General features: G+C 43.2%; 26 protein-coding genes. 8 read left to right on the forward strand and 18 right to left on the reverse strand.

Annotation, left to right across the window (positions count from 1 at the left end):
- Nucleotide 1: 1 nt before the first annotated feature.
- The 3 genes from cysC to cysD form a co-directional block, all read right to left on the reverse strand.
- A complete protein-coding gene (gene cysC, locus CYCPU_RS0110275; protein ID WP_016390471.1) occupies nt 2-727 on the reverse strand; it encodes an adenylyl-sulfate kinase in 726 nt (241 codons plus the stop codon).
- Between the two features lie 119 nt (nt 728-846).
- Complete coding sequence (cysN, locus tag CYCPU_RS0110280) at nt 847-2289, reverse strand: sulfate adenylyltransferase subunit CysN (RefSeq protein WP_015006792.1); 1443 nt, start codon at nt 2287-2289, stop codon at nt 847-849.
- Complete coding sequence (gene cysD / locus CYCPU_RS0110285) at nt 2289-3203, reverse strand: sulfate adenylyltransferase subunit CysD (RefSeq protein WP_015006793.1); 915 nt, start codon at nt 3201-3203, stop codon at nt 2289-2291. The genes cysN and cysD overlap by 1 nt, the downstream gene beginning before the upstream one ends.
- A gap of 73 nt (nt 3204-3276) precedes the next feature.
- Here cysD and CYCPU_RS0110290 point away from each other — a divergent pair, with 73 nt between their 5' ends.
- Genes CYCPU_RS0110290 through bioA form a run of 3 tightly spaced genes read left to right on the forward strand, consistent with a single transcriptional unit; the run spans nt 3277 to nt 6425 of the window.
- The gene (locus CYCPU_RS0110290) at nt 3277-4452 is read left to right on the forward strand and encodes a (Fe-S)-binding protein (protein WP_198003975.1); all 1176 of its coding nucleotides are present in this window, start codon (nt 3277-3279) and stop codon (nt 4450-4452) included.
- Between the two features lie 2 nt (nt 4453-4454).
- Entirely contained in the window at nt 4455-5096 is a 642-nt protein-coding gene (gene coq7, locus CYCPU_RS0110295; protein ID WP_020162651.1) for a 2-polyprenyl-3-methyl-6-methoxy-1,4-benzoquinone monooxygenase, read from the forward strand.
- A 6-nt stretch (nt 5097-5102) separates the two neighbouring features.
- On the forward strand, nt 5103-6425 hold the full coding sequence (bioA, locus tag CYCPU_RS0110300; RefSeq protein ID WP_020162652.1) for an adenosylmethionine--8-amino-7-oxononanoate transaminase: 1323 nt from the start codon (nt 5103-5105) through the stop codon (nt 6423-6425).
- Here the strand turns inward: bioA and CYCPU_RS0110305 are convergent.
- Both CYCPU_RS0110305 and CYCPU_RS0110310 read right to left on the reverse strand, forming a co-directional pair.
- A complete protein-coding gene (locus CYCPU_RS0110305; protein WP_015006797.1) occupies nt 6394-6786 on the reverse strand; it encodes a VOC family protein in 393 nt (130 codons plus the stop codon). The genes bioA and CYCPU_RS0110305 overlap by 32 nt on opposite strands.
- Entirely contained in the window at nt 6786-7205 is a 420-nt protein-coding gene (locus CYCPU_RS0110310; protein WP_015006798.1) for an OsmC family protein, read from the reverse strand. The genes CYCPU_RS0110305 and CYCPU_RS0110310 overlap by 1 nt, the downstream gene beginning before the upstream one ends.
- Before the next feature lie 133 nt (nt 7206-7338).
- Here CYCPU_RS0110310 and CYCPU_RS0110315 point away from each other — a divergent pair, with 133 nt between their 5' ends.
- Complete coding sequence (locus tag CYCPU_RS0110315; RefSeq protein WP_020162653.1) at nt 7339-8013, forward strand: helix-turn-helix domain-containing protein; 675 nt, start codon at nt 7339-7341, stop codon at nt 8011-8013.
- Here CYCPU_RS0110315 and trpC read toward each other — a convergent pair.
- The 7 genes from trpC to CYCPU_RS0110350 form a co-directional block, all read right to left on the reverse strand.
- Nucleotides 8010-8807 (reverse strand): indole-3-glycerol phosphate synthase TrpC, encoded by a 798-nt coding sequence (trpC, locus tag CYCPU_RS0110320; protein WP_020162654.1) that lies wholly within the window; start codon nt 8805-8807, stop codon nt 8010-8012. The two genes, CYCPU_RS0110315 and trpC, sit on opposite strands and share 4 nt — an antisense overlap.
- Nucleotides 8800-9837, reverse strand: a complete 1038-nt coding sequence (gene trpD, locus CYCPU_RS0110325; protein ID WP_020162655.1) for an anthranilate phosphoribosyltransferase — start codon at nt 9835-9837, stop codon at nt 8800-8802. Before trpD ends, trpC begins: the two co-directional genes overlap by 8 nt.
- A gap of 3 nt (nt 9838-9840) precedes the next feature.
- A complete protein-coding gene (locus CYCPU_RS0110330) occupies nt 9841-10434 on the reverse strand; it encodes an anthranilate synthase component II (protein ID WP_015006802.1) in 594 nt (197 codons plus the stop codon).
- Nucleotides 10434-11936, reverse strand: a complete 1503-nt coding sequence (gene trpE / locus CYCPU_RS0110335; protein ID WP_015006803.1) for an anthranilate synthase component I — start codon at nt 11934-11936, stop codon at nt 10434-10436. Before trpE ends, CYCPU_RS0110330 begins: the two co-directional genes overlap by 1 nt.
- A 113-nt stretch (nt 11937-12049) precedes the next feature.
- A complete protein-coding gene (locus CYCPU_RS0110340; protein ID WP_020162656.1) occupies nt 12050-12742 on the reverse strand; it encodes a phosphoglycolate phosphatase in 693 nt (230 codons plus the stop codon).
- Nucleotides 12739-13413 (reverse strand): ribulose-phosphate 3-epimerase, encoded by a 675-nt coding sequence (gene rpe / locus CYCPU_RS0110345; RefSeq protein ID WP_020162657.1) that lies wholly within the window; start codon nt 13411-13413, stop codon nt 12739-12741. The genes CYCPU_RS0110340 and rpe overlap by 4 nt, the downstream gene beginning before the upstream one ends.
- Nucleotides 13414-13503: 90 nt before the next feature.
- A complete protein-coding gene (locus CYCPU_RS0110350; RefSeq protein WP_020162658.1) occupies nt 13504-13731 on the reverse strand; it encodes a DUF2835 domain-containing protein in 228 nt (75 codons plus the stop codon).
- Between the two features lie 151 nt (nt 13732-13882).
- On the opposite strand from CYCPU_RS0110350, the gene CYCPU_RS0110355 reads away from it, so the two are divergent.
- From CYCPU_RS0110355 to CYCPU_RS0110365, 3 genes are read left to right on the forward strand one after another with little or no spacing between them, the layout of a single operon-like run.
- Nucleotides 13883-14689: an alpha/beta hydrolase family protein gene (locus CYCPU_RS0110355; protein ID WP_020162659.1), complete on the forward strand. Its 807-nt coding sequence runs from the start codon at nt 13883-13885 to the stop codon at nt 14687-14689.
- Nucleotides 14690-14702: 13 nt separating this feature from the next.
- Nucleotides 14703-15167, forward strand: coding sequence for a CopD family protein (locus tag CYCPU_RS0110360; protein ID WP_016390459.1), 465 nt, complete (start codon nt 14703-14705; stop codon nt 15165-15167).
- Between the two features lie 49 nt (nt 15168-15216).
- Nucleotides 15217-15927: a DUF445 family protein gene (locus CYCPU_RS0110365; protein ID WP_016390458.1), complete on the forward strand. Its 711-nt coding sequence runs from the start codon at nt 15217-15219 to the stop codon at nt 15925-15927.
- A 24-nt stretch (nt 15928-15951) separates the two neighbouring features.
- On the opposite strand, the gene CYCPU_RS0110370 is transcribed toward CYCPU_RS0110365, so the two are convergent.
- The 5 genes from CYCPU_RS0110370 to djlA form a co-directional block, all read right to left on the reverse strand.
- Nucleotides 15952-16587 (reverse strand): OmpA/MotB family protein, encoded by a 636-nt coding sequence (locus CYCPU_RS0110370; RefSeq protein WP_015006810.1) that lies wholly within the window; start codon nt 16585-16587, stop codon nt 15952-15954.
- Nucleotides 16577-17419, reverse strand: coding sequence for a motility protein A (locus tag CYCPU_RS0110375; RefSeq protein WP_223253213.1), 843 nt, complete (start codon nt 17417-17419; stop codon nt 16577-16579). The genes CYCPU_RS0110370 and CYCPU_RS0110375 overlap by 11 nt, the downstream gene beginning before the upstream one ends.
- Before the next feature lie 162 nt (nt 17420-17581).
- Nucleotides 17582-18064, reverse strand: a complete 483-nt coding sequence (locus tag CYCPU_RS0110380; RefSeq protein WP_015006812.1) for a YajQ family cyclic di-GMP-binding protein — start codon at nt 18062-18064, stop codon at nt 17582-17584.
- 87 nt (nt 18065-18151) lie between these two features.
- Nucleotides 18152-20707 carry an EAL domain-containing protein gene (locus CYCPU_RS0110385; RefSeq protein ID WP_020162661.1) on the reverse strand — a complete coding sequence of 852 codons (2556 nt, stop codon included), beginning with the start codon at nt 20705-20707 and terminating at the stop codon, nt 18152-18154.
- 64 nt (nt 20708-20771) lie between these two features.
- Entirely contained in the window at nt 20772-21548 is a 777-nt protein-coding gene (djlA, locus tag CYCPU_RS0110390; RefSeq protein WP_015006814.1) for a co-chaperone DjlA, read from the reverse strand.
- 78 nt (nt 21549-21626) lie between these two features.
- Here djlA and CYCPU_RS0110395 point away from each other — a divergent pair, with 78 nt between their 5' ends.
- Nucleotides 21627-22517: a phosphoribosylaminoimidazolesuccinocarboxamide synthase gene (locus CYCPU_RS0110395; RefSeq protein WP_020162662.1), complete on the forward strand. Its 891-nt coding sequence runs from the start codon at nt 21627-21629 to the stop codon at nt 22515-22517.
- Nucleotides 22518-22581: 64 nt separating this feature from the next.
- Here CYCPU_RS0110395 and CYCPU_RS0110400 read toward each other — a convergent pair whose 3' ends face one another.
- Entirely contained in the window at nt 22582-23859 is a 1278-nt protein-coding gene (locus CYCPU_RS0110400) for an ammonium transporter AmtB (RefSeq protein WP_015006816.1), read from the reverse strand.
- Nucleotides 23860-23871: the final 12 nt, after the last annotated feature.

The raw sequence follows: 23871 nt of genomic DNA on the forward strand, positions 1-23871 counted from the left end.
CTTATTTGATGTAATGCTTTTTAACGTACTTAACAATTACTTCAACTGACTTGTCAACTGACAAAGCATCCGTATCAACGACTACTTCGGCATGCTCAGGTTCCTCATATACCTCATCGACGCCAGGAAAGTTTTTAAACTCCCCACTTAAGGCTTTTGCGTAAGCACCCTTATGATCACGCTTTTTACACGTTTCGATGTCTGCCTTTACGTAAACAACAATATTATTTCTGACCATTTCACGAATTGCTCTGCGTGATTCTTTATACGGTGAAACAAACGAGGCAACAGTTGACACTGAATTGTTCTGCAAGGTACAAACAAGGTTGCCAATACGGTGCATATGACGATTTCTATCGTCCCTTGTATAACCAATATTCGGGATGAGGTCCCGAATATCTTTTGAATCTATCCGCTCAATGGGGATATCAAGCTTTTCAAGTTGCTCAAAAACTTTATCAGCAATGGTCGTTTTGCCACTCAGTGGTAAGCCGGTAAACCAAAGATTGAAAGGCTCTATTCTTTTTTTCCCCCAGCGCACTTTTAGCCAAGCCTTTTCGTGCAGCCAAAAAAGTCCAATTTTTAAAACACTTTCCAGCAACCCCGTTGCAATAGCAAGATCCAGTCGACCAAAAAACACGTAGACAATCAGCATCGTTGTTGTTGTCGCAACAATACGCCACGTCACCCCTTTGATAAGAGAGCGCTTATTCGTTTCTTTATACATCCGTGTATTCTACGTCCTATCCCTAAGAATTTTCATTAACTATTTTCGTTAACTTATCGACCTTCGCAAGCCGGATTATGAGCCCTGCTTCCATGCAGTGACTAACACCAAGTGATTCTTTACGAGAGCAAATCATCAATCGATCGACAGCCCCATTCGGGAAAGTGCTGTCTAATCAATACATTTAAATCTTTTTCAAAAGCACTGTATTCTTTTGCTGATTGCCCGTTTGCGGCAACAGTAGATTTCTCTTGAATCATACCCGCCGCTAACGTGGCGTGAGTGTACTTATCAATCACAATAAAGCTACCCGTTCCCTTTACATCGGCATATGCGTCAAAAGCAATCGCTTGCTTCAGCGATAAGCGGCAACGAGCAATTTCATTGAGTTGCAATTCACTGGCTTCAATTTTTTCTAATGTATTAACATCGACCTTATGATGAATCTGCTCAAACCTACCTGGCACAACATTACTGGCCCTTTTGATTAGGTAATCCACCCCTGTATTCATCGCCGTTTCATTCATCCACACCAAGGTGACATCTAGCTGGTCAGCGACGTCTGGAAGATCAGTCGTTTTCACAATCATATCGCCACGACTAATATCCACTTCATCTTCAAGCGTCAAGGTGACCGCCATTGGCGCAAATGCTTCGCTAACATTCATTTCGCTTTCACTAACTGCGGGCTGAATTACCTGTTTAACCACTGACGTTTTTTGCGATGGCAGCACGGTAATACTATCACCCACCTGGATACTACCCGCCGCAATGGTGCCGCAAAAGCCTCTAAAGTCCAAGTGTGGACGGTTTACGTACTGTACTGGTAAGCGGAAGTTTTCAAGATTTACCGTATCTTCAAGCGGAATCGTATCGAGCTGCTCCATCAACGGCGCATCGGTATTCCATGGCATATTTTTGCTGGCATTAACAACGTTATCACCAGTCAACGCTGACACGGGAACAAACACAGGCGAGTTGATACCCACCTCTTTTGCAAACGACTGATACTCGTCTTTAATTTCATTAAAACGCTGTTCGCTAAATTCAACCAAATCCATCTTATTGACGGCTACCACAATATGCTTAATACCCAACAAACTTGTAATATAGCTATGACGTCGTGTTTGTGTTTGCACACCATAACGCGCATCAATGAGAATAATCGCTAAATCGGCTGTAGACGCACCGGTTGCCATATTTCGCGTGTACTGCTCATGCCCTGGGGTATCTGCAATGATGAACTTACGTTTGTCCGTGGCGAAAAAACGATATGCCACATCAATTGTAATGCCTTGCTCACGTTCAGATTGCAAGCCATCAACCAGTAAAGCCAGATCAACCGCTTCACCTGTTGTACCGTGCTTTTTAGAGTCATTATTAATTGCCGCCAACTGATCTTCAAAAATCATTTTACTGTCATGCAGTAAACGTCCAATTAACGTACTTTTCCCATCATCTACGCTACCACAGGTAATAAAACGTAATAATTCTTTGTTTTCATGTTGCTTCAAATACCCCTCGATATCAGATGCAATCAAGTTATTTTGCTCAACAGCCATTAGAAATACCCCTCAATCTTTTTCTTCTCCATCGACCCTGATTCATCATGGTCTATCAATCGCCCCTGGCGCTCGGATACTTTGGTTAGCAGCATTTCTTGAATAATTTCAGGCAATGTTTCCGCTGTAGACTCCACTGCCCCTGTTAGCGGGTAACAACCCAGCGTCCTGAAACGCACCTTCTCCATCACCGCCTTGTCACGTAACTCTTCAGGCATGCGCTCGTCATCGACCATTATTTTGGTTCCACCGTACTCAACCACTGGGCGTTCTTTTGCAAAATACAAATCAGGAATAGGTATCCCTTCAAGGTAGATATATTGCCAAATATCGAGCTCAGTCCAATTAGATAACGGAAATACCCGAATCGACTCCCCTTTTTGATGGCGCCCATTATAGGTATCCCATAATTCTGGGCGTTGCGCCTTTGGGTCCCAACGGTGATTTTTATCGCGGAATGAATAAATTCGTTCTTTAGCACGTGACTTTTCTTCGTCACGACGAGCGCCGCCAAACACCGCATCATATTGATAACTATCTAACATCTGGCGCAGGCCTTCTGTTTTCATGATATCGGTATGCATCGATGAGCCATGTTCAAATGGAGATATGTTTAGCTCCTTACCCTTTGGGTTAATATAGACAATCAAGTCCATACCCACTTCTTTGGCCCGCTTATCTCGAAACTCGATCATTTCTTTGAACTTCCAAGTGGTATCGACATGCACCAAAGGAAACGGCGGTTTGGCAGGAAAGAACGCTTTTTGTGCCAGATGCAACATCACCGAAGAATCCTTACCTACACTATAAAGCATTGCCGGGTTATCAAATTCAGCAATCACTTCACGTATAATATGCACAGACTCCGCTTCTAAGCGCTTCAAATGCGTCAGTTGTTTTTTACTTATAACCATAATGTTTATTTAAATAAAATTATATAATGTTTAATTATAACGAATTATCCGCACTCTTGCCTATTTTATTATTTTGACAAACCAAATCAACTATACCGATACAGACCTTTGCGTTAAGTGTGGATTATGCCTACCACAGTGCCCCACGTACAATTTAACTAAAAATGAAAACGAATCACCCCGTGGCCGCCTAGCCCTCATTCAAGGTTGGTCAGAAGGCCATCTCGAACTAACAAACACGCTTAGCGAGCACATTGATAATTGCTTAACCTGTAGAGCCTGCGAACAAATGTGCCCCGCCAAAGTACCATATGCTAGGCTCATCAACGACTTTCGTGGCGACACAAACACCACCGAGCATAATAAATTAAGCCTGTTAGAACGTTCATTCATTAGTCGCCTCAAAGGACAATACAGGAAAAGCCTAAACTTTTTTCTGCGTTTTTATCAGAAAGTTGGTTTAAGTAAACTCCCTTTACAACTAAATACTTATTTGCCCGCCAAAATTTCCTCTAATCAGTTTAACGAAACATACCCGACATTGGTTGCAGAAAGGCGAGGGCACGTTGCGCTCTTTACTGGTTGCGCCACAGAGGTGCTTGATTCTAAAACACTAGAAGATACTGTCTTCCTTCTTCAACATTGTGGCTTTGACGTTTCCATTCCCCCAAACCAACATTGTTGTGGCGCGATAGATTTACACGCTGGCAATCATCAGCAAGCAATAAAGCTCGCCCAAAACAACCAAAACACGTTTGATAATACACACTACGATGCCGTCATTACGGTCGCCAGTGGTTGCGGTTCTACCTTAGCCGAATATGACCATGCTCTATCAAAAAAAGTCGTTGATATCAGTGATTTTATTGCGCCTTATTTAAGCACACTCTCATTCAAACCACTGAAAGCATCGGCTTGGCTTCACACCCCTTGCACCTTAAAAAATGCTCACCCCTCAACCACCGATATTACTGAACTACTTGCTAATATCAATGAATTAAACATCCGCTCTTTCAAACCCAATCAAATGTGTTGCGGCGCGGCTGGTAGCTACATGCTCACCCACAAAGAAACCGCAACCACCCTACGCGATCAAACCATTGCTCCTTTAAAAGATCACACAATAGATTATTTACTAACCAGTAATGTAGGCTGCGCACTGCATATCCGCTCTGGTTTAAAACAAGCAGGGCTTAACACCACCACCTTGCATCCGGTATCATTACTAGCACAACAACTAAAGGTATAACCATGCAAAGAGCTTACTCCACCGCTGACAACCTCATTGCTCATGCCGACCGTGTGTTACGAACCTTAGCGGGGCATGCTAAAACAACAGGGCGAGAAAACCCGTCTGACGCCGTCGAAGATAACGACCTTAATGAAGACGAAGCTAAATTATCAGCGCAACTGATGCGTGTAAACCATGCTGGCGAAGTCGCTGCCCAAGCCTTATATCAGGGTCAGTCATTAACTGCTCGCAACAAGGCCGTGCAAGAAAAACTGACCCAAGCTGCCGAAGAAGAAAATGATCATCTTGTTTGGTGTCGCAAACGTCTTGACCAGCTTGGCGAAAAAACCAGCATTCTAGACCCTGCTTGGTATTTGGGCTCTTTAGCCATTGGCGCCACCGCCGGTTTAGCCGGCGACAAATGGAGTCTCGGCTTTTTAGCCGAAACCGAGAAACAGGTCGTTCAACATATTGAGAGCCATCTCGAAAAACTGCCCGATACCGATCACAAAACACGCGCCATCCTTAATCAGATGCACGAAGATGAAAGCCAACACGCTACCAGCGCCATCGAGCAAGGCGGGGCTGAGTTACCTGCCCCCATTAAACAAGGCATGCGGCTTGTTTCAAAAATCATGACAAAAACATCTTTTTGGGTTTAGTCTTAAATGAGCAATAACTGGGAAGACCTTGTCAATTTTGACAAGCAACACATTTGGCATCCTTATACCAGCCTAAGCCACCCAACACCTGTTTTCCCCGTAAAATCAGCTTCTGGCATTCGATTAACGCTTGAAGATGGCCGTGAATTGATTGATGGCATGTCATCTTGGTGGGCGGCCATTCATGGCTACAATCACCCCACTTTAAATGCCGCTATTGAAAACCAACTCAAATCTATGTCACATGTGATGTTTGGCGGCTTAACGCACAAACCTGCTGTTGATTTAGCAAAAAAACTCATCGACATCAGCCACGATGATTTACAACATGTATTCTTTGCCGATTCTGGTTCAGTCGCCGTTGAAGTTGCAATCAAAATGGCCCTTCAGTATTGCTCATCACTAGGCCAACCGCAAAAACAACGCTTATTAACCATTAAAAATGGTTATCATGGTGATACTTTTGGTGCGATGGCCGTTTGCGATCCCGATAATGGCATGCATCATCTATTTAGTGACGTTCTCGCTCAACACCTTTTTGCAAAAAGCCCTGATTGCCGAGACCAAACTACATACGATCAAGCCGCCATTGATGATTTTGAGCATTTATTAAAAGACAATATAGGTACTATTGCAGCCGTGATTATAGAACCGCTGGTGCAGGGCGCAGGCGGCATGCGGTTTTATAGCTCCGCCTATCTTAAAAAAGTACGTGAGCTGTGTGATGAGCACGATGTACTACTGATTCTGGATGAAATAGCCACTGGGTTTGGCCGTACTGGAACCTTATTCGCCTACGAGCAAGCGCAAATTGCACCTGATATTTTATGCGTCGGAAAAGCGCTAACCGGCGGTTATGTAAGCCTCGCTGCCACACTCTGCTCCAGCAAAGTAGCCGATGGTATTGGCGGAGGCCAACACCCAACCTTAATGCACGGCCCAACGTTTATGGCTAACCCTTTAGCCTGTGCAGTAGCTAATGCCAGTTTAGAGGTTTTATTGGCTTCGCCCTGGCAAACCTCGGTACAGAGGATTGAAAAACAATTACAATCTGAACTAGCGCCTTGTTCACAACTGAGCGCTGTAAAAGAGGTTCGTGTTAAAGGCGCGATTGGTGTCATTGAGCTGCATCAGCCCGTTGATATCCATTGGATACAACCCCGGTTTGTAGAACTCGGTGTATGGGTTCGTCCTTTTTCAACCCTCATCTACGTGATGCCCCCCTATATTATGACGACAGCTGATTTGTCAACACTAACATCAGCTATGCATCAAGTGGTCTGCGACATCGATACAATTAATGACCAACCAAAGGCGGGTGGCAAATAATTTGCACCGTTACGCCGCTAGGATCATAACAATAAAAACTTTTTGCTCCATCACGGTGTTTGCGTGGTTGAGTTTTCATTTTAACGCCATGATGTTTTAAAAACTCAAACCAATCATCTACATCGTCTTCTCGGTCCAGAAAAAAGCCAATATGGTCTAACGCTGGAACCCCTGCCTCTTCTCCTGTAACAACATGCAGGGCCAAGTTATCATTCCCTGAGGTTAAATAAACGTTCTGTTCATCTGGTCGCCATTCAACAGACATTCCCATTAACTCAACATAAAAATGCTCAGCGGCTACTAAGTCTTGTACATTTAACGCAACATGCCGTAAGCCAGTTGTTGGATTAGGCCGCTTCATTAGGCAACATCCACAATTTCATAATCATGGGTTATCTCAACAGCCTTACTCAACATAATAGAGGCCGAGCAGTACTTTTCAGCTGATAAATTAACAGCACGTGCAACAGCTTTGTCGGTTAAGCCCTTACCAGACACGATAAAATGAACGTGAATTTTAGTAAACACCGCAGGGACCTCATCAGCACGCTCAGCATGAATTTCTGCCACACAATCGGTCACCTGTTGACGGGCTTTATCCAAAATCATTTTTACATCAAACGCTGTACAACCGCCCATACCAGTTAACAACATTTCCATTGGCCGAGGCCCTAAATTTCTACCGCCATTTGCTGGCGCACCATCCATTACAACGGTATGCCCACTGCCTGATTCGCCAAGAAACATCGCGCCTTCAACCCACTTTATTCTTACATCCATTTTCAAACCCTTGTTTTAATTTTAGGCGCAAAGAATATCATAAAACCAGCCAGCAACATGACGTTTGCTAAACCGACCATCAAAAGGCTTACGACGTAGGTTATTTCAAATAATCTCTGTTACACTTTGGGGAATGAGCACAAAAAAAAACCTTCTTAATTTTTCTGGTATGTCGGATGAAACCTTTGCTAGGTTTATCCGCTTTTGCCACCGACACGAATACCCGAATAAAACAGATATTATTCAGCCCGGCGATGAGATAAACACTTTATATTATTTTATTGAAGGGTCCGCCTACGTACGCATCGATGAAGTCGATGGTCACGAATTTATTCTCGCCAATTTAAGTCGCGGAGACTTCCTTGGCGAAGCGAGTTTTTTTGAACCGACCCTGACACGTGACAAACAAAACGTTTACGTTCAAACCTCTTCTTCCTGTCAGCTTGCGGGCATTAGTTATAACCGCTTAAACTCTTTACTTAAGAATGAGCTCCAAGCAGATAGCAAAGAAATTATTACCGTACTAGGCCGCCAATTGGCCAAGCGTCTATTGCAAACCAGTCGCAAAGCTGGGCGTTTAGCATTCTTAGACGTCAGTGGCCGTGTTGCTCGAACATTAATCGACTTAACCGCTGCCCCTGAAGCGATGACTCACCCCGATGGCATGCAAATTAAAATTACGCGACAAGACCTAGGTCGAATGGTCGGCTGCTCACGTGAAATGGCTGGTCGGGTTCTAAAAACAATGGGCGAAGATGGATTGATTGAAGTCAGCGGCAAAACAATCTTGGTAAAAAAGGCTCGCTAAGCAATTAGCCTTTTTAAGGCCTCGCCAGGATCATCGCAACGCATAAAGGCCTCACCTATCAAAAAGGTATGCACCTGATGCTCTTTTAGCATGCTAATGTCTTCAGGTTTGTGCAAGCCGCTTTCACTGACAACAATAATGCCATCAGGAATATGCTCCAATAAGTCCACCGTGGTTTTTAATGACGTATCAAAGGTTCTTAAATCCCTGTTATTTATGCCAATCAAGGCTAAATCCAATCGTAACGCACGCTCTAACTCATCCGCATCATGAACTTCTACCAGCACATCTAAACCTAACTCGCCAGCTAATTGATACAAGCCCTGTAATGTCTCATCATCAAGCGCAGCAACAATCAATAAAATACAGTCTGCGCCGATCGCACGAGCCTCATACACTTGATAAGGGTCTACAATAAAGTCTTTACGAATAACCGGCAGCTTGCACGCTGTTCTTGCTTGTTTTAAATACGCTTCTGAGCCTTGAAAAAAATCCTTATCGGTCAGTACCGACAAGCAAGCAGCACCACCTGCTTCATAGCTGGCTGCTATCTCAGCTGGGTTAAAATTCTCGCGCAACAAGCCTTTACTCGGTGATGCTTTTTTTACTTCAGCAATCACCGCGGTTTCACCGTTACTCAGTTTTTTCTTAATCGATTTAACAAAACCACGAACCGGCGAAGCCTGTGCAATTTGCTGCTTTAAATCATCAATAGAAAAACGCTCAAGCCTCTCGGCAACCTCTTGGTGCTTACGCGCTACTATTTTTTTTAGAACGTCGGGGGTATCACTCATCTTTAAAGCCTTGTGTTTTCTCTTTTAGTTCAGCCATTTTTTGCAAAGCTTTACCGTTGTTTATGGTCTCAAGCGCCAATGCAACACCAGACTTAATGCTGTCTGACTTACCACAAACATATAATGCGGCACCCGCATTAAGCGCAAGCATGTCCGCCGCCTTTTTACCTTCTGTTGTTTTTTGTAAGCCCAGGGCATCGTTTATTAAAGCCAGTGACTCACTAGCACTGTTGACCGTTAAGCCAATTAAGCTTTGACTCGCAACCCCCATTTCTTCAGGCGTTATTTTGTATTCAACAACATGTCCATTTTTTAATTCTGCGACGTGTGTTGGAGTGGCTAAACTAATTTCGTCCAACCCATCTTGCGCATGCACCACAAGCACACGCTCACTGCCTAATCGCTGCAAAACATTCGCGATAGGTTGGCATAAAGCTTCGTTAAACACCCCTATCACCTGCGACTTTACGCCAGCTGGGTTTGTCATTGGCCCCAACATATTAAAAATGGTTCGTTGAGATAATTCTGTACGCGGCCCAATAGTATGCTTCATCGCACTATGGTGCGCGGGGGCAAACATAAAGCCGATACCCACCTGTTGAATACACTGAGCCACCTGCTCTGGCGTTAAACTTAGGTTGATGCCGGCTGCTTCTAGCACATCCGCACTACCTGTTGAACTGGATACCGAGCGATTACCATGCTTGGCCACTTTCGCGCCGGCTGCTGACACAACAAAAGCACTTGCCGTTGAAACATTGAATAAATCTGAACCGTCACCGCCTGTTCCACAGGTATCAACTAGAAAATCACCACTCACTGGCACAGTTGCTGCTAACTCACGCATCACAATAGCGGCACCTTCAATTTCGTCGAGCGACTCCCCTTTCATTCTCAATGCGACTAGAAAACCGCCAATTTGCGCCTCTGTTGCTGCACCTGACATAATCTGGCGCATAACATCGATCATCTCATCGGTAGCAAGATCTTGATGGTTAATAGCTGTTTCAAGCCCTTGTTTAATATCCATTGTTCAGACCTTGTATAAAAAGTTGTTTAATAAATCATGCCCGTGTTCAGTCAAAATGGACTCTGGGTGAAACTGTACACCTTCAACCTCTAACTCTCGGTGCTTAAAGCCCATAATTTCATCCATTTTACCTGTCTCCGTTTCCGTCCATGCTGTTATTTCCAAACAGTCTGGTAAGGAGTCTTTTTCCACCACCAATGAATGGTAACGCGTGGCTTTAAATGGATTACTTAAACCAGTAAAAACGCCGCTATTATTGTGGTGCATATCCGATGTTTTACCATGCATAATTTTCTTTGCGTGAACAACCTTTCCACCAAAAACTTCACCAATACTCTGGTGCCCTAAACAAACGCCTAAAATCGGCACAGAACCAGCCATTTGCTTAATAAGTTCAACAGAAATACCCGCTTGGGTTGGGGTACAAGGCCCAGGTGAAATCACTAACCGGTCGGCCTGCATCGCAATTACTTCATCAATAGTCGCTTGGTCGTTGCGCACAACATGCACATCGGCCCCTAGCTCAGCAAAATATTGCACCAAGTTATAGGTAAAGGAATCATAGTTATCAATCATCACTAATTTACATGTGGCCATTAACCTTCACCTTCTTCTAAACCATGTTTTGCCATCGCCACTGCTTTAAAAATAGCCCGTCCTTTATTCATTGTTTCAGCCCACTCGTTCTCTGGCACAGAATCATGCACGATGCCTGCGCCCGCCTGAATATTCAACTGCCCATCCTTTATCACTGCTGTTCGAATAGCAATGGCTGTATCTAAATTCCCCGACCACGACAGGTAACCAACAGCACCCGAATAAATGCCGCGCTTAACCGGCTCCAACTCGTCAATAATTTGCATTGCCCTCACCTTTGGCGCACCACTAACGGTACCCGCAGGAAAGGTCGCTTCCAAGACATCAATAGCATTAAGGCCAGCCTCTAGTTGCCCTGTCACATTCGATACAATGTGCATAACATGAGAATAACGCTCAATCACCATTTTATCGGTTAATTCTACGGTACCTGTTTTGCAGACACGCCCCGCATCATTACGGCCCAAGTCAATCAACATTAAATGTTCGGCGCATTCTTTAGGGTCTGCCAGCAACTCTTTCTCCAAGGCCTCATCTTCTTCACGTGTCGCACCTCTCGGGCGGGTACCGGCAATGGGTCGAACCGTTACCTGCTCATCTTCCAAGCGCGTTAAAATTTCTGGCGATGAGCCAACAACATATGTATCGTCTAAGTTTAAATGGTACATGTATGGAGATGGGTTCAAGCACCGTAGTGCACGATACAAGTCTATTGGCGGCTCTTCATAAGGGATGCTCATCCTTTGCGATAAGACCACCTGCATCACATCGCCTTCAACGATATAGTCTTTTACCGTTTTAACCGCTTCTTGAAAGCCTTCTTGGGTGAACCCCGAAACGAACCCAGACTCATCAATCGCTGGTGATTGGCTTTGCCCAAACGTAGAACGTATTTCAGTAGTATTTAATTGAAGGCTAAGCTCTTCAAGACGACTCAAACCATCTTGGTAGGCAGTCTCCAGCGTTGGATCAACGTGAGTCACAATCATTATTTGATTGTTAACGTTATCAAAAATCAACACTTCTTCAGAAATCATTAATAAGATATCTGGGGAGCCTATTGGGTCTTCTTTTTTATTTTGTTGGCTGTTTTCTGCGACTTTTGGCTCGATATAATGAATAGTCTCATAACCAAAGTAGCCAACCAAGCCGCCACTAAATCGTGGCAGGCCATCAATATCCGGTATATTAAATGTCGATGCGTACTGTCTCACCCAATCTAAAGGGGCATCACTACTGAGGCTGTTTGTTAGTCGACCATTCGATTCCAAGCGAATGTTGTTACCTGTTATTTTAATCACTTCGTTACACGGTAGGCCAATAATCGAGTAACGCCCCCAATTCTCGCCACCTTGTACAGATTCAAAAAGATAACTATAAGGCCCATTAGCCAGTTTCATATAGGCGCTTAATGGGGTTTCTAGGTCGGCCAAAATCGTTTTCATCAGGGGAATTTTGCTATAGCCCTGATCGGCATATTGTTTAAATTTTTCGGGTGTCATCACACGGTCTCTTAATTACTTCATCAATGGTTTTAATGCTTCTGCTAAATCATTCAGCCGAACCGCCATCGTTTTTTCATTAGTTTTACATCACCCATATTTGGCACCTTCTCTTATGCGGCTTTTTCCAGCAACTGCGCTATTTCTGAAAAGTGTTGTATGACAACATCAGCACCTAATTGATGCACATCATCCTCACCGTGATAACCGTAACTGACACAGATGGAATAAAAACCAGCTGCTTGGGCCGCCATAATATCATTGACCGAATCACCCACCATAATAGACTGCTCAGGTAATACGTTAAAAAACTTCGCCGTCTCTAATAGTGGCATCGGGTGTGGTTTTCGATGCTCAAAGCTATCACCGCAGACAACTTTATCAAAAAATTGGCTCAGCCCTATTTCCTTTAATAAAGGCAGCGTAAATTGTTCTGGCTTATTAGTAATACAGGCCATAGCTATTCCTGCCTGTTTGAAAGCAGCTAATGTGTCTTCCACCCCATTATATAGCTCACTGTCGGTATTTAGGTTATCTGCGTAGTGCTTTAGGAATATTGGATAGGCTTTATCAAACAAGTCTTTCGGTATATCGCCATTAATATCCCCCGACAAGGCACGTTTTACTAATACGCGTGCGCCATTACCAATCCAGCCACGCACGCTGTCTTGTTGTTGCGTTGGTAAGTTTAACTCCGCCAATGTAAGTTGCACTGCTTTTGCTAAGTCAGGCACGCTATCCAATAATGTGCCATCTAAATCAAAGGCCACTAACTTTGTTTTGCAATTGTCACGCAATGTTTTCAAGCAACTGCCTTTGCTATTTTCTCACGCATAGCTGCAATAGTTTTTGCATAATCATCGGTGTTAAAGATGGCCGAACCAGCGACAAACATATCTGCACCGGCAGCGGCAATTTCACCGATATTATCAATCTTTACACCACCATCTACTTCAAGCCGAATATCAGCCCCACTCACATCAATACGTTGACGAACTTGACGTAATTTCTCCAACGTAGAAGGAATAAAGCTTTGCCCGCCAAAGCCTGGGTTTACCGACATCAATAAAATCACATCGAGCTTATCCATCACGTGATCTAGATAACTTAATGGCGTTGCTGGATTAAAAACTAACCCTGCCTTGCAACCTAATTCTTTAATCAGGCCTAAACTGCGGTCTATATGTTCAGATGCCTCAGGGTGGAAGGTAATATAGCTAGCCCCTGCTTTTGCAAAATCAGAAATAATTCGGTCTACTGGCTTGACCATTAAATGGACATCAATCGGTGCAGTTACGCCATGATTGCGCAGCGCCTCACACACTAATGGCCCAATGGTTAAATTCGGCACATAATGGTTGTCCATCACATCGAAATGCACGACATCTGCGCCTGCAAATAGCACATTGTCGACCTCTTCGCCCAAACGAGCAAAATCAGCCGATAAAATAGACGGTGCAATTAAGGGTGTTTTCATTTCTTAAGCAACTTTTTAATAAAGGAAGAAGGGTACCCGAATTTGCATTTTATTTCATCTCCATTAACCCTATAGGCCTTACATCGCGGCTTATCTTAACCGCCTAATAGATAAAAACTTTTGTTCTGCAGTAATGTGCATTTCAAACTCACCATAAATTCCATCATGCGTTAAAAACTGTCGCACATTATCTGCCGAAAACTCTATTCGTCTTCCGTCGCTAGCGATGGTTGAGATTTTGTTCGCATGGCCTTTATAAACAGATAAATATTTTTCTGCTGAAATAGCCAATTTAAAGATTAACCGTTGATCTTGCATGCCCGTATTTTACCCATGTAAAAACTGTTTTCATATCTGACAAAAAACCATTGTATGAATTAGCAGTGCTAATACCTGCTTTAGTCTAGATTTTTTACGTACACTAATGCACCATGAGCACTTCAATTCATTCACATAATACTTCTCAACCATGCCTAAAAAACTGTTACCTTTTTTAGCATTCAGTTTTGGTCTACTTGCTAGCGGTTTTGCATTTTGCGCAGACTTAGACAGAGAAAAGCGCATCGCAGAAAGCGTCAAAGACAGTATTATCATTGGCGACATACTGACTTTAAAAACCGACAGTGTCGAGTTTTTGGGGCTACTTAATAATGAAGAGCCTGAACAGTTGCGCGGTAGTATTATTATTTTGCATGGCATGGGCTCAAACCCAAATGCACCACAAATCATTCGACCATTGCGTAGTCAACTGGCACAAATGGGCTGGGTCACCGCATCCATTCAACTCCCAATGGCTTCTGATGATGCCTCTATTAACGATCATTTAGCTTTAATTAAAGAAAACGGCCCTAGAATCGAGTCGACCTTAAACTACATGCGTGAAAACTTTGACAACCACCCTTGCGTATTAATAGCACATAGCTTGGGTGGCATTATGGCAACAAATTTTCTAGCCCAACAAGACAAAAAAGCCTGTGATGCTCTTGTACTAATTGGCTTACCCACCTTGGCCTCTGACTTACCAGAAGCTCAAGCAACTGAACATTTAAGGGACTTATCCATCCCTGTTCTCGACATCTTTGGCAGCCAAGACCTTGATAATGTAAAAAAAACCGCTCCTATGCGAAAATTAGCGCTGGTTAAGAGCAACCCTCTTAACCGTCAAGTTGAAATCTCAGGTGCCGACCATCTCTTTACTGGTTTAAATGACACCTTGGTTTTATCGATACATAATTGGCTTATACACGTTTTTAAACACCCTCTTCAATCACAATAAAAAAGGAATACTCATGATCTCTCTAGCAATTAGTCTGCACGCTTTATCTTCTGTTATTTGGGTAGGCGGAATGTTTTTCGCTTACCTTGTTTTACGCCCCAGTATTGCCACCCAACTTGATTCGCCTCAACAACTCAGCTTGTGGTCCACTGTGTTTGCCAAATTCTTCCCTTGGGTCTGGGTTTGCGCTGTACTACTACTTGGCACAGGTTTTTGGCTTATTTTTAATAAATTTGGCGGCATGAAATATGTTGCACCCTATGTTCACCTCATGATGAGCATGGGTATCATTATGGTGCTTATTTTTATGCATATCTTCTTTGCACCTACACGTAAATTAAAACGCGCCGTTACTGAACAGAACTGGGAAGGCGCGGCTAAAAGCCTAGGACAAATTCGTCTGTTAATTGCCATCAACCTTATCATTGGGCTGAGTGTTATCGTTATTGCTACCGCTGGCCGATACATGGTTGGTTAACGCGGACCTTTTGAGCAAAACCCTATCAATTAAAAAAACAGCCTGTCTTATGAACAAAAGTTTAGTCACCAATTTATTGGCAGTTGGCATTATTATCGCTAGTTTTTTTACCCCGCTATACACTGAGAATATTAGAGCCATTGGTGTCTTCGCGCTTTCTGGCGCAGTTACCAATTGGATTGCGGTTCATATGCTTTTCGAAAAAGTACCTTTTCTATATGGCTCTGGCATTATTCCTGCTCATTTCGAAGAGTTCAAACGCGGCATTCAAGACCTGATCATGCGGCAATTTTTTACGCAGGAAAATATACAACGTTTTCTACAGCGTGAAGAAGATGCCGCCCAACAGCTGTTTAATGTTGAACCACTTCTTGATCGGCTTGATTATGACCAACTCTTTCAAGGACTGGTTGATGCGATTGCCGAGTCATCCTTTGGCAGCATGCTAGCCATGGTTGGTGGCGTTGCTGCGCTCGACCCTTTGAAAGAACCTGTGTGTAAAAAGATTCGCTTAACACTTGCACAGATGACCCAAAGCCCAGCATTTATCGACGCCATACATGAAGGCATTAATGCTCAGCAAATCAGCGGTGATTTAATCGATGACATTGAGGCTATTGTCGAAAAAAGACTAGATGAATTGACACCCGATATGGTCAAAATCATTATCCAGCAAATGATTAAAGAACATTTGGGTTGGTTAGTGGTATGGGGCGGCGTTTTTGGCGCGATGATCGGTTTTGTGTTTAGCCTTTTATAACAAACCGGTCACACCAATAATAGGTTACTCAGCAACCCGTAATACTAACGCTACGCGCCTATTTTTACTGCGCCCCTCGTCCTTTATATTGCTAGCTATCGGCCGAGTATCTGCATAACCAATAGCGCTTAATCGTTGTGGAGCAATACCACGACCGATTAAATACCGCGTGACACTCGTCGCTCTTGCAGATGATAACTCCCAATTTGATAAGAACCTTGGCGTAGAAATCGGCTGATTATCTGTATGACCTTCCACCAGAATATGCCAAGGGCGCTGCTTTAACATCAGCGCTATTTCATCTAGCACCCGCTCACCAGAGCGGCTTAACGTAGCATCTGCAGGGAAAAATAAAATACTATCGCTCATCGCCAGCTTAATAATATTTTGCTCTTCTACCACGCTCACCCGGTCTTTTAAATGACTAAGGTAAACCTGATCTAAAAAGGCACCGTTATCAACAGAGGGAGATATTTGCATGGCTTTAGCTGCCCGAGACTTTTCCTCTGCCGACTGAATGCCTTGTTGTTGATACCCGAGCAGCAAAACAAACAGTGTCACCATTAATAGCAATAGATCAATATAACTTACCGCCCACGACTCATTGTCCTCTACTGGAAGCAGCGTTTCACTAGACTGTGACCTTCGTTCAATCGACATGAGAGGCCATTAAAGGTAATAATTTAGACAGTCTACTTTTAGTGGTGGCTCTTTTTGTTTCAGGTTTTGTGTCTGCTGGTATTCCGTGTGCTTCTAACATGTCACGAATCACAAAAGGGTGTTTCTTTTGATACACCATCACCAAGCCTTCTAACAATACATTAAGGTGCGCGGCATGCTCTGCCGTAACTTTTTCCAATTTAATCGCCAGTGGCTTACATACCAAATTAGCAACAACCAAACCATATAATGTTGTCAGCAGAGCAAACCCCATTGTGACACCGACTTCATCCAAGCCTACATCGCCCAAACCATAAAGCATATGTATCATACCCAGTAAGGTTCCTAGCATCCCAAACGCAGGGGCATAACTCGACATTAAACGTAAAATCTGTGACTTTTCCTGATTGACTACTAGCAAACGAGCTCGCTCTTTTCGCAGGATAGTATCAATATCTTCTAACGAGGTTCTATCAAGAATAAGCTGGACGCCTTTCCTTAATAACGGCTGTTGCGCCAATTTAATTTCTTGCTCTAGCACTCGCAGTTGAGAGGAGCGATACAACTGCGCACAACGGAGCAATTGTTTAAACTCCGCACGCCCTTGAAACGCTTTTTCTTTCCCTTGAATAATATCAGGCAATTCGCGTAACAACTGCACTACTTTATGTTTCGGTTTGCTAAGCATCACAGCACATAAAGTACCACCTAACACTACCAGCAACCCAGGGACATTGATCAACGCAAACAAATGGCTAGGGGAAATCAACACAACTACCGAACCTAACAACATCAACAGCGTTACATTAAAAACCGACAAAAATCGCATCATCTAACCCTTTATTTATTAATCTTAATAAAAACAAAGCAATTGATATGCCTATTTATTTATTACATTAAAAAACAACTAGTTAGGAATTTTATTTACTTAAATAACTTATTTTATCTAGAGCAAAGAATATAGTCGCGGCAGCCGTTTGCCGGCCAGGCAATACTAATCGCGGAAATTCTTAAACTGTAATGGAATACCTAAGTCTTCCGCTTTTAATAAAGCCATTACCGCTTGTAACTCATCGCGCTTCTTACCCGTTACACGAACTTGTTCCTTTTGAATTTGCGCTTGGACTTTTAATTTTTTTTCTTTAATTAACTTGGTTATTTTCTTAGCCGATTCGCTATCCAAGCCTTCTTTGATAATCACTTTTTGGCGCACCCTTAAGCCTGATTCTTCGGCCTTCTGTACGTCCATACAGTCAACATCAACACCCCGACGAGATAATTTTATGCGAAAAATATCCAGCATCTGACCCAATTGAAATGTTGATTCACCACTTAGAACAACCTCATGTTGAGCTAATTCAAAAGAGGCATCAGTCCCTTTAAAATCAAAACGCGTACTCACTTCTTTGTTTGCCTGATCAACCGCATTGGTTAATTCGTGTGTATCGACTTCTGAAACCACATCAAATGATGGCATAGCACCTCCTGTTCATTGGATTAAAATACATTTAATTTTAACGAGTAGAGTCGTAGAACAACAGTTTTTTATCGCCCCACAAAGGCGCTAGCTTGAAAACACCTTTAATTGCAGTTCATCCAATATCGACAGCAATTCATCTTTGATCTCACGAAGTTCTGCACACTTTTCTTTTGCTTCTTGCTTATAATGCGCTTTATACAATTGTATAACTTGGTCGCCTACGCTGTGTAAACGCCGATGCAGCTTGTCTATAACTCCAAAGTTAGCTAAGTGACCATACTGCTTTAACCCATCTGAATGATACCAAGCCCCAAAACGGCACCTATTTTCATCACTTAGTCGCGCTTTTTCAGCAGCTAATGTTTCGTCTTCAATTGGGTTCAGTACATTATTAACCCATTCACGAATGTCGTACTGCGCTACCAATAACGGAAACACCTTGAGATCCCATTCCGTTTCTGACCAAACGTTCCATCTCGCATCGGGTGTGAATTTTTCTGACCAAGCCATTACCGCTTCTGCCGGCATTGCCTTTGCGATCCCATCCCCTTGCGCAACATCACAGCCTAAACGCATCAAGAGCCCTCCCTGCTCAGCGGTTTCGACACCCTCTGCTAGCACCTCTCGTTCAAATGTCGTCGCTAAGCTTATAATCGCCTGCACAAGCGCCAGATCTTCTTTATCATCCAAAATATCACTTACAAATGATTGGTCTATTTTTAGCCTATCGGCAGGTAATCGCTTTAAGTAACCTAACGATGAGTACCCTGTACCGAAATCATCCAACGCAAAACGCACACCTAAGCCTTTACAGTTGTTAATAGCTGCCTGTACGTGTTGAATATCCCCCAGCGCTGCCGACTCTAGTATTTCTATTTCAAACTTATTTGGCTCCACATTGGCGTATTGTTTTAAGCTATCTCTCAATCGTCTATAAAAACTAGGCAAATGAAAATGTTTTGCTGCAATATTGACGCTCACCGTCCACTGCTTACCCTGCTTTTGCCAAACCGATAGTTGCTCTAATGCTGATGCTATCACCCATTCGCCCAAGCTGATGATTAACTCATGCTGCTCGATGATTGGCAAAAATTCCATTGGTAGTATCAGGCCTTTTTCAGGGTGTCGCCATCGTAGCAAACCCTCCATACCAACAACCTCAGCGGTTCTCATATTTACTTGGGGTTGATAATGCAGCTCAAACTCACCAGCCGCTAGTGCGCGCTCAATTCGCTTAATAACTTTTTCAGAATCATGCGCTTTTTGGTTCTGCTCCACATCAAACCAATGAATTCTATTTCGGCCTGATTGTTTAGCGTCATACATCGCCTGATCAGCTTGTCGCAATAACGTATCAGCATTTACTTTTTCACCCGAATAGTTTGCCACGCCAATACTGCAAGAGATTTCTATGGTTTTATTATCAATCCGATAAGGCGCAGACACCGCAGCTTTTAAACGATACAAGGCTTGCACTAACGCTGGTTTTTGACTTACCTCACCGATCAAAATAACAAATTCATCACCACCTAACCGGGCAACAGTATCCTCCTGGCGAAGTTGTTTTTTCAGACGGCTTGCCACTTCAATTAATAGTTTATCCCCTACTTCATGGCCATAGGTATCATTGACCGGCTTAAACTCATCTAGATCCATCATACAAACAGCCAAATTAGTACCATGTCTCGATGCCAAATGAAGCGCCTGCTCAAAACGGTCTGTTAACAGGGCCCTATTAGGCAAACGCGTCAACATATCGTGCGTTGCATGCCATATCATTTCTTCACTGTAAGCTGAATGCTCGGTTGTATCGACGAGTGTAATGACACACCCCGTAGTAAACTCACCTGCCCCCTCTAGAGTAGACATCTTCCCATGCACAGGGACCCGTTGACCGCCTTTCGTCACAAGCATGACATGACGAGGGAGCTGTTCAACACTATTAAACGATCTATCTTCATCGCTAGAGTAATAACTCAGCAACGTATTCGAGGCTTTTTTTACTAAACAAACCACACGTTTAACCGGCACGCCTATCGCTTCTGAGTAATTCCAACCGGTCAATTGACAGGCCGCCTCATTTATATACGTCACCAGACCATTTTGTGATGCCGTTATGACTGCGTTATCGACGTGCTTCAACGTTAATTCGACGTGTTCTTTTTCAACCTGAAGCGCATTTTGCCAGCGCTGCTGGTGTGATAAGTCAACCAGCGTCACCTGATACAAGGTTTGGTCGGACAAATCTAACAAGCTCATCACCATTTCCACAGGGAACTCGTCATCGCTATCAAATCTTTTACAGATGCATTGAATATTTGCACTACCTTTTGAACTAGCCTCTTGCAGTAAATGGCTAAAAAGTTCTTTTGAAGCAACCCCATTCGGTTGACAGTCTGGCGCCAGCGAAAACAAATGAAGACCCAGTAACACATCTCGAGAAGCTGCATTAAACATCTGCAGCGTGGCCTTATTTAATTCAATCAAGCCGTCATCCCCGTACACCATCATGGGGTTAAGGTTTAAATCAAACAATTGCTGATAATGACGAACATCATCGCTAAAGTATTGCGCCCCTCTCGTTGGTATTGATTGCAGATTGATATTTTGTTCATCCATAAACGTTAAACCCTTAGCCATTCCATGGCGAAGCCTTATATATTTAGTGTATTGTCAATTGAATATAGCTCAAACATTAAAAAGCTCAAGCTGCCTTTCGAAGGTCTCTGATGGTATCGTAAGCTTCTGTGATTTGCTGCGTCTTTTCTTTTGCTATCTTCATCATCTCATCAGGTAAGCCTTTTGATACCAATTTATCGGGATGATGTTGGCTAATTAAGCGTCGATACGCTTTTTTTACTTCCGCATCGCTTGCAGACTCACTCACTCCCAGAATAGCGTAGGCCTCTTCTGGTGTTGATCGGCTTTGTTGATGCGCGCCCCGTCGTTGACTCGCTCCCAACATACGCTTTAGCTGCTCATATGCAAACTGAGGAATACCTAAACGTCCACAAATATGCGCTAATATTTGATCTTCCGCATCATCTAGCTCTCCGTCTGCATAAGCTGCTTGAAGCTGCACTTCAATAAACATGCGAATTAAGTTCTTTTGCCGCTGGCATGCCTGTTTAAATTCATCCAGCTCGGCATCTAAATTAAACTCAGGGGCTTTTCCGCGATTAAATTCATTAACAGCCTCTTTTTTCATCGCCGCGGATAGCTCCATTTGAGCCATTACCTGCTGAGCCATTTGAATTTCTTCTTTGGACACCTGCCCATCCGCTTTAGCAAGGTGCCCCATGATCGCGAATGTAGATTTAAAAAATATCTTTTTTGTTCGTTGCTGGCGCTCTGGATCAAATGGATTCTGTGCCATACCTGTATCAAATTTATGACCAATATAGACGCCCAGTAGCGCACCTAAAGCACCAAACGTCATATAACCAAAAACAGCGCCTAATAATTTACCCGTCCATCTCATCGTTTCACACCTTTTACTTGCAAAATTCTTAATAAAATTAGATCATTAGCAGCTTTTTTACTAAGCATACTAAATCAAATGACTATTCCAGCTTCCTTACTCGATGCCAACCTAAACAGCCTGCCACTTATCCATAAAGGAAAAGTTCGCGACATTTATGATATTGATGATAAGCACATGTTAATTGTTACCACCGATCGTTTATCTGCGTTTGACGTTATTCTACCCGATCCTATTCCTGGCAAGGGGATTGTGCTAAACGAAGTCTCCAATTTTTGGTTTGAAAAATTAGCCCACCTAATCCCTAATCAATTATCTAAATTAACACTTAATCAAGTATTAGATGATGAGAAAGACTGCCAGCGCCTTGAAAAACGTGGGATCATCGTAAAGAAACTAAAACCACTACCTATTGAAGCTATCGTTCGTGGCTACCTAATAGGTTCTGGTTGGAAAGACTATCAAAAGTCAGGACAGGTATGCGGTATTCAATTACCTGAAAATTTACAACAAGCCTCACAACTCTCTGAGCCGCTTTACACACCTTCAACTAAAGCAGCAGTTGGCGATCACGATGAAAACATTTCTTACGCAGAGACTATTCAACTATTAGGTGAAGATTTAGCGAAGCAAGTGCGTGATATCAGCTTAACCTTATATAAAACGGCTGCTCAATACGCCTTAGAACGTAATATTATTATCGCTGATACTAAATTTGAATTTGGTTTAGATAACAATGGCGTGCTACACCTTATTGATGAAGTGTTAACACCTGACTCATCACGTTTTTGGGATGCAAAAGAATATAAAGTGGGCACAAGTCCTGCTAGCTTTGACAAGCAGATCGTTCGTGACTACCTAGAAACCTTAGATTGGGATAAAACAAACCCAGGGCCTACCTTACCAGCGGAAATCGCAAATAAAACAGCGGCTAAATACCGCGAAGCACAAACACTATTAACTGAGTAAGGTTTCTTTCAAATACAAAAAAGGGCGCTTAAGCGCCCTTTTTTGTACCACTTAAATATGTCGTTTATTTATTAGTAAACTCTGGATATGCTTCCATACCACATTCACTAAGGTCAACACCTTCATATTCTTCTTCAGCTGAAACACGAATACCCATTACAGCTTTCAACACACCCCAAACCACAAGGCTTGCAACAAACACCCAAACAAAAATAGTTGCCGCACCGATCAACTGACCAGAAAAGCTTGAACCATCGTTTGTTAACGGCACCAATAATAGTCCTAATAGGCCACAAGTACCGTGTACTGAGATAGCACCTACAGGATCATCTATTTTTAATCGATCAAGTGTCACAATTGATAAGACAACCAAAACACCGCCAGCTGCACCAAATAAAGTAGCTTGCAACGCAGTCGGTGTTGAAGGCTCAGCAGTAATCGCAACAAGTCCTGCTAATGCACCGTTTAATAACATCGTTAAATCAGCTTTACCAAACATTATTCTGGCCATGATTAATGACGCCATCGCACCACCAGCGGCCGCAGCATTCGTGTTTAAAAACACCATCGCTACGGAATTAGCACTCGCGATATCACCTAGCTTCAACACAGAACCACCGTTAAAGCCAAACCAGCCCATCCATAAAATAAATGTACCTAATGTAGCTAGGGGTAAGTTTGCTCCGGGAATAGGGTGAATTTCACCATTAGCTCCATATTTTCCTTTACGAGCACCCAGCAATAAAACACCTGCTAACGCTGCAGCTGCACCAGCCATATGTACAATGCCTGATCCTGCAAAATCTGAAAAGCCAAGGTCGCCTAGGTTATACATGCCAAAGACATCTGCACCGTTCCATGTCCATGAACCTTCCATAGGATAAATCACGCCTGTCATCACGACAGCAAAGGCCAAGAATGCCCATAACTTCATACGTTCAGCAACCGCACCTGAAACGATCGACATTGCTGTAGCAACGAACACCACTTGGAAGAAAAAGTCTGAGGCATTTGAATATACAGAACCGCCATCAAACCCGGCTTCTTTTGATTCTGCTAAAACAGTAGCTGTCAAAGCATCGGCAGTTGCAGCGCCGTCTAGCTCAATACCACTTAACATGGCACCGCCACCATACATAATTTCATAGCCATACACTAAATACATAATGCATGAAACAGCAAATAACGCTACGTTCTTAGTTAAAATTTCTGCTGTATTTTTTGAACGAACAAGACCTGCCTCTAACATTGAAAAGCCAGCTGCCATCCACATAACAAGCGCACCACACATTAAGAAATAAAACGTATCTAGCGCATATTGTAACTCTAGTATTTGATCCACGTTGAGATCCTC

The organism is Cycloclasticus pugetii PS-1, from assembly GCF_000384415.1.
In the GTDB taxonomy this organism is placed as follows: Bacteria; Pseudomonadota; Gammaproteobacteria; order Methylococcales; family Cycloclasticaceae; genus Cycloclasticus; species Cycloclasticus pugetii.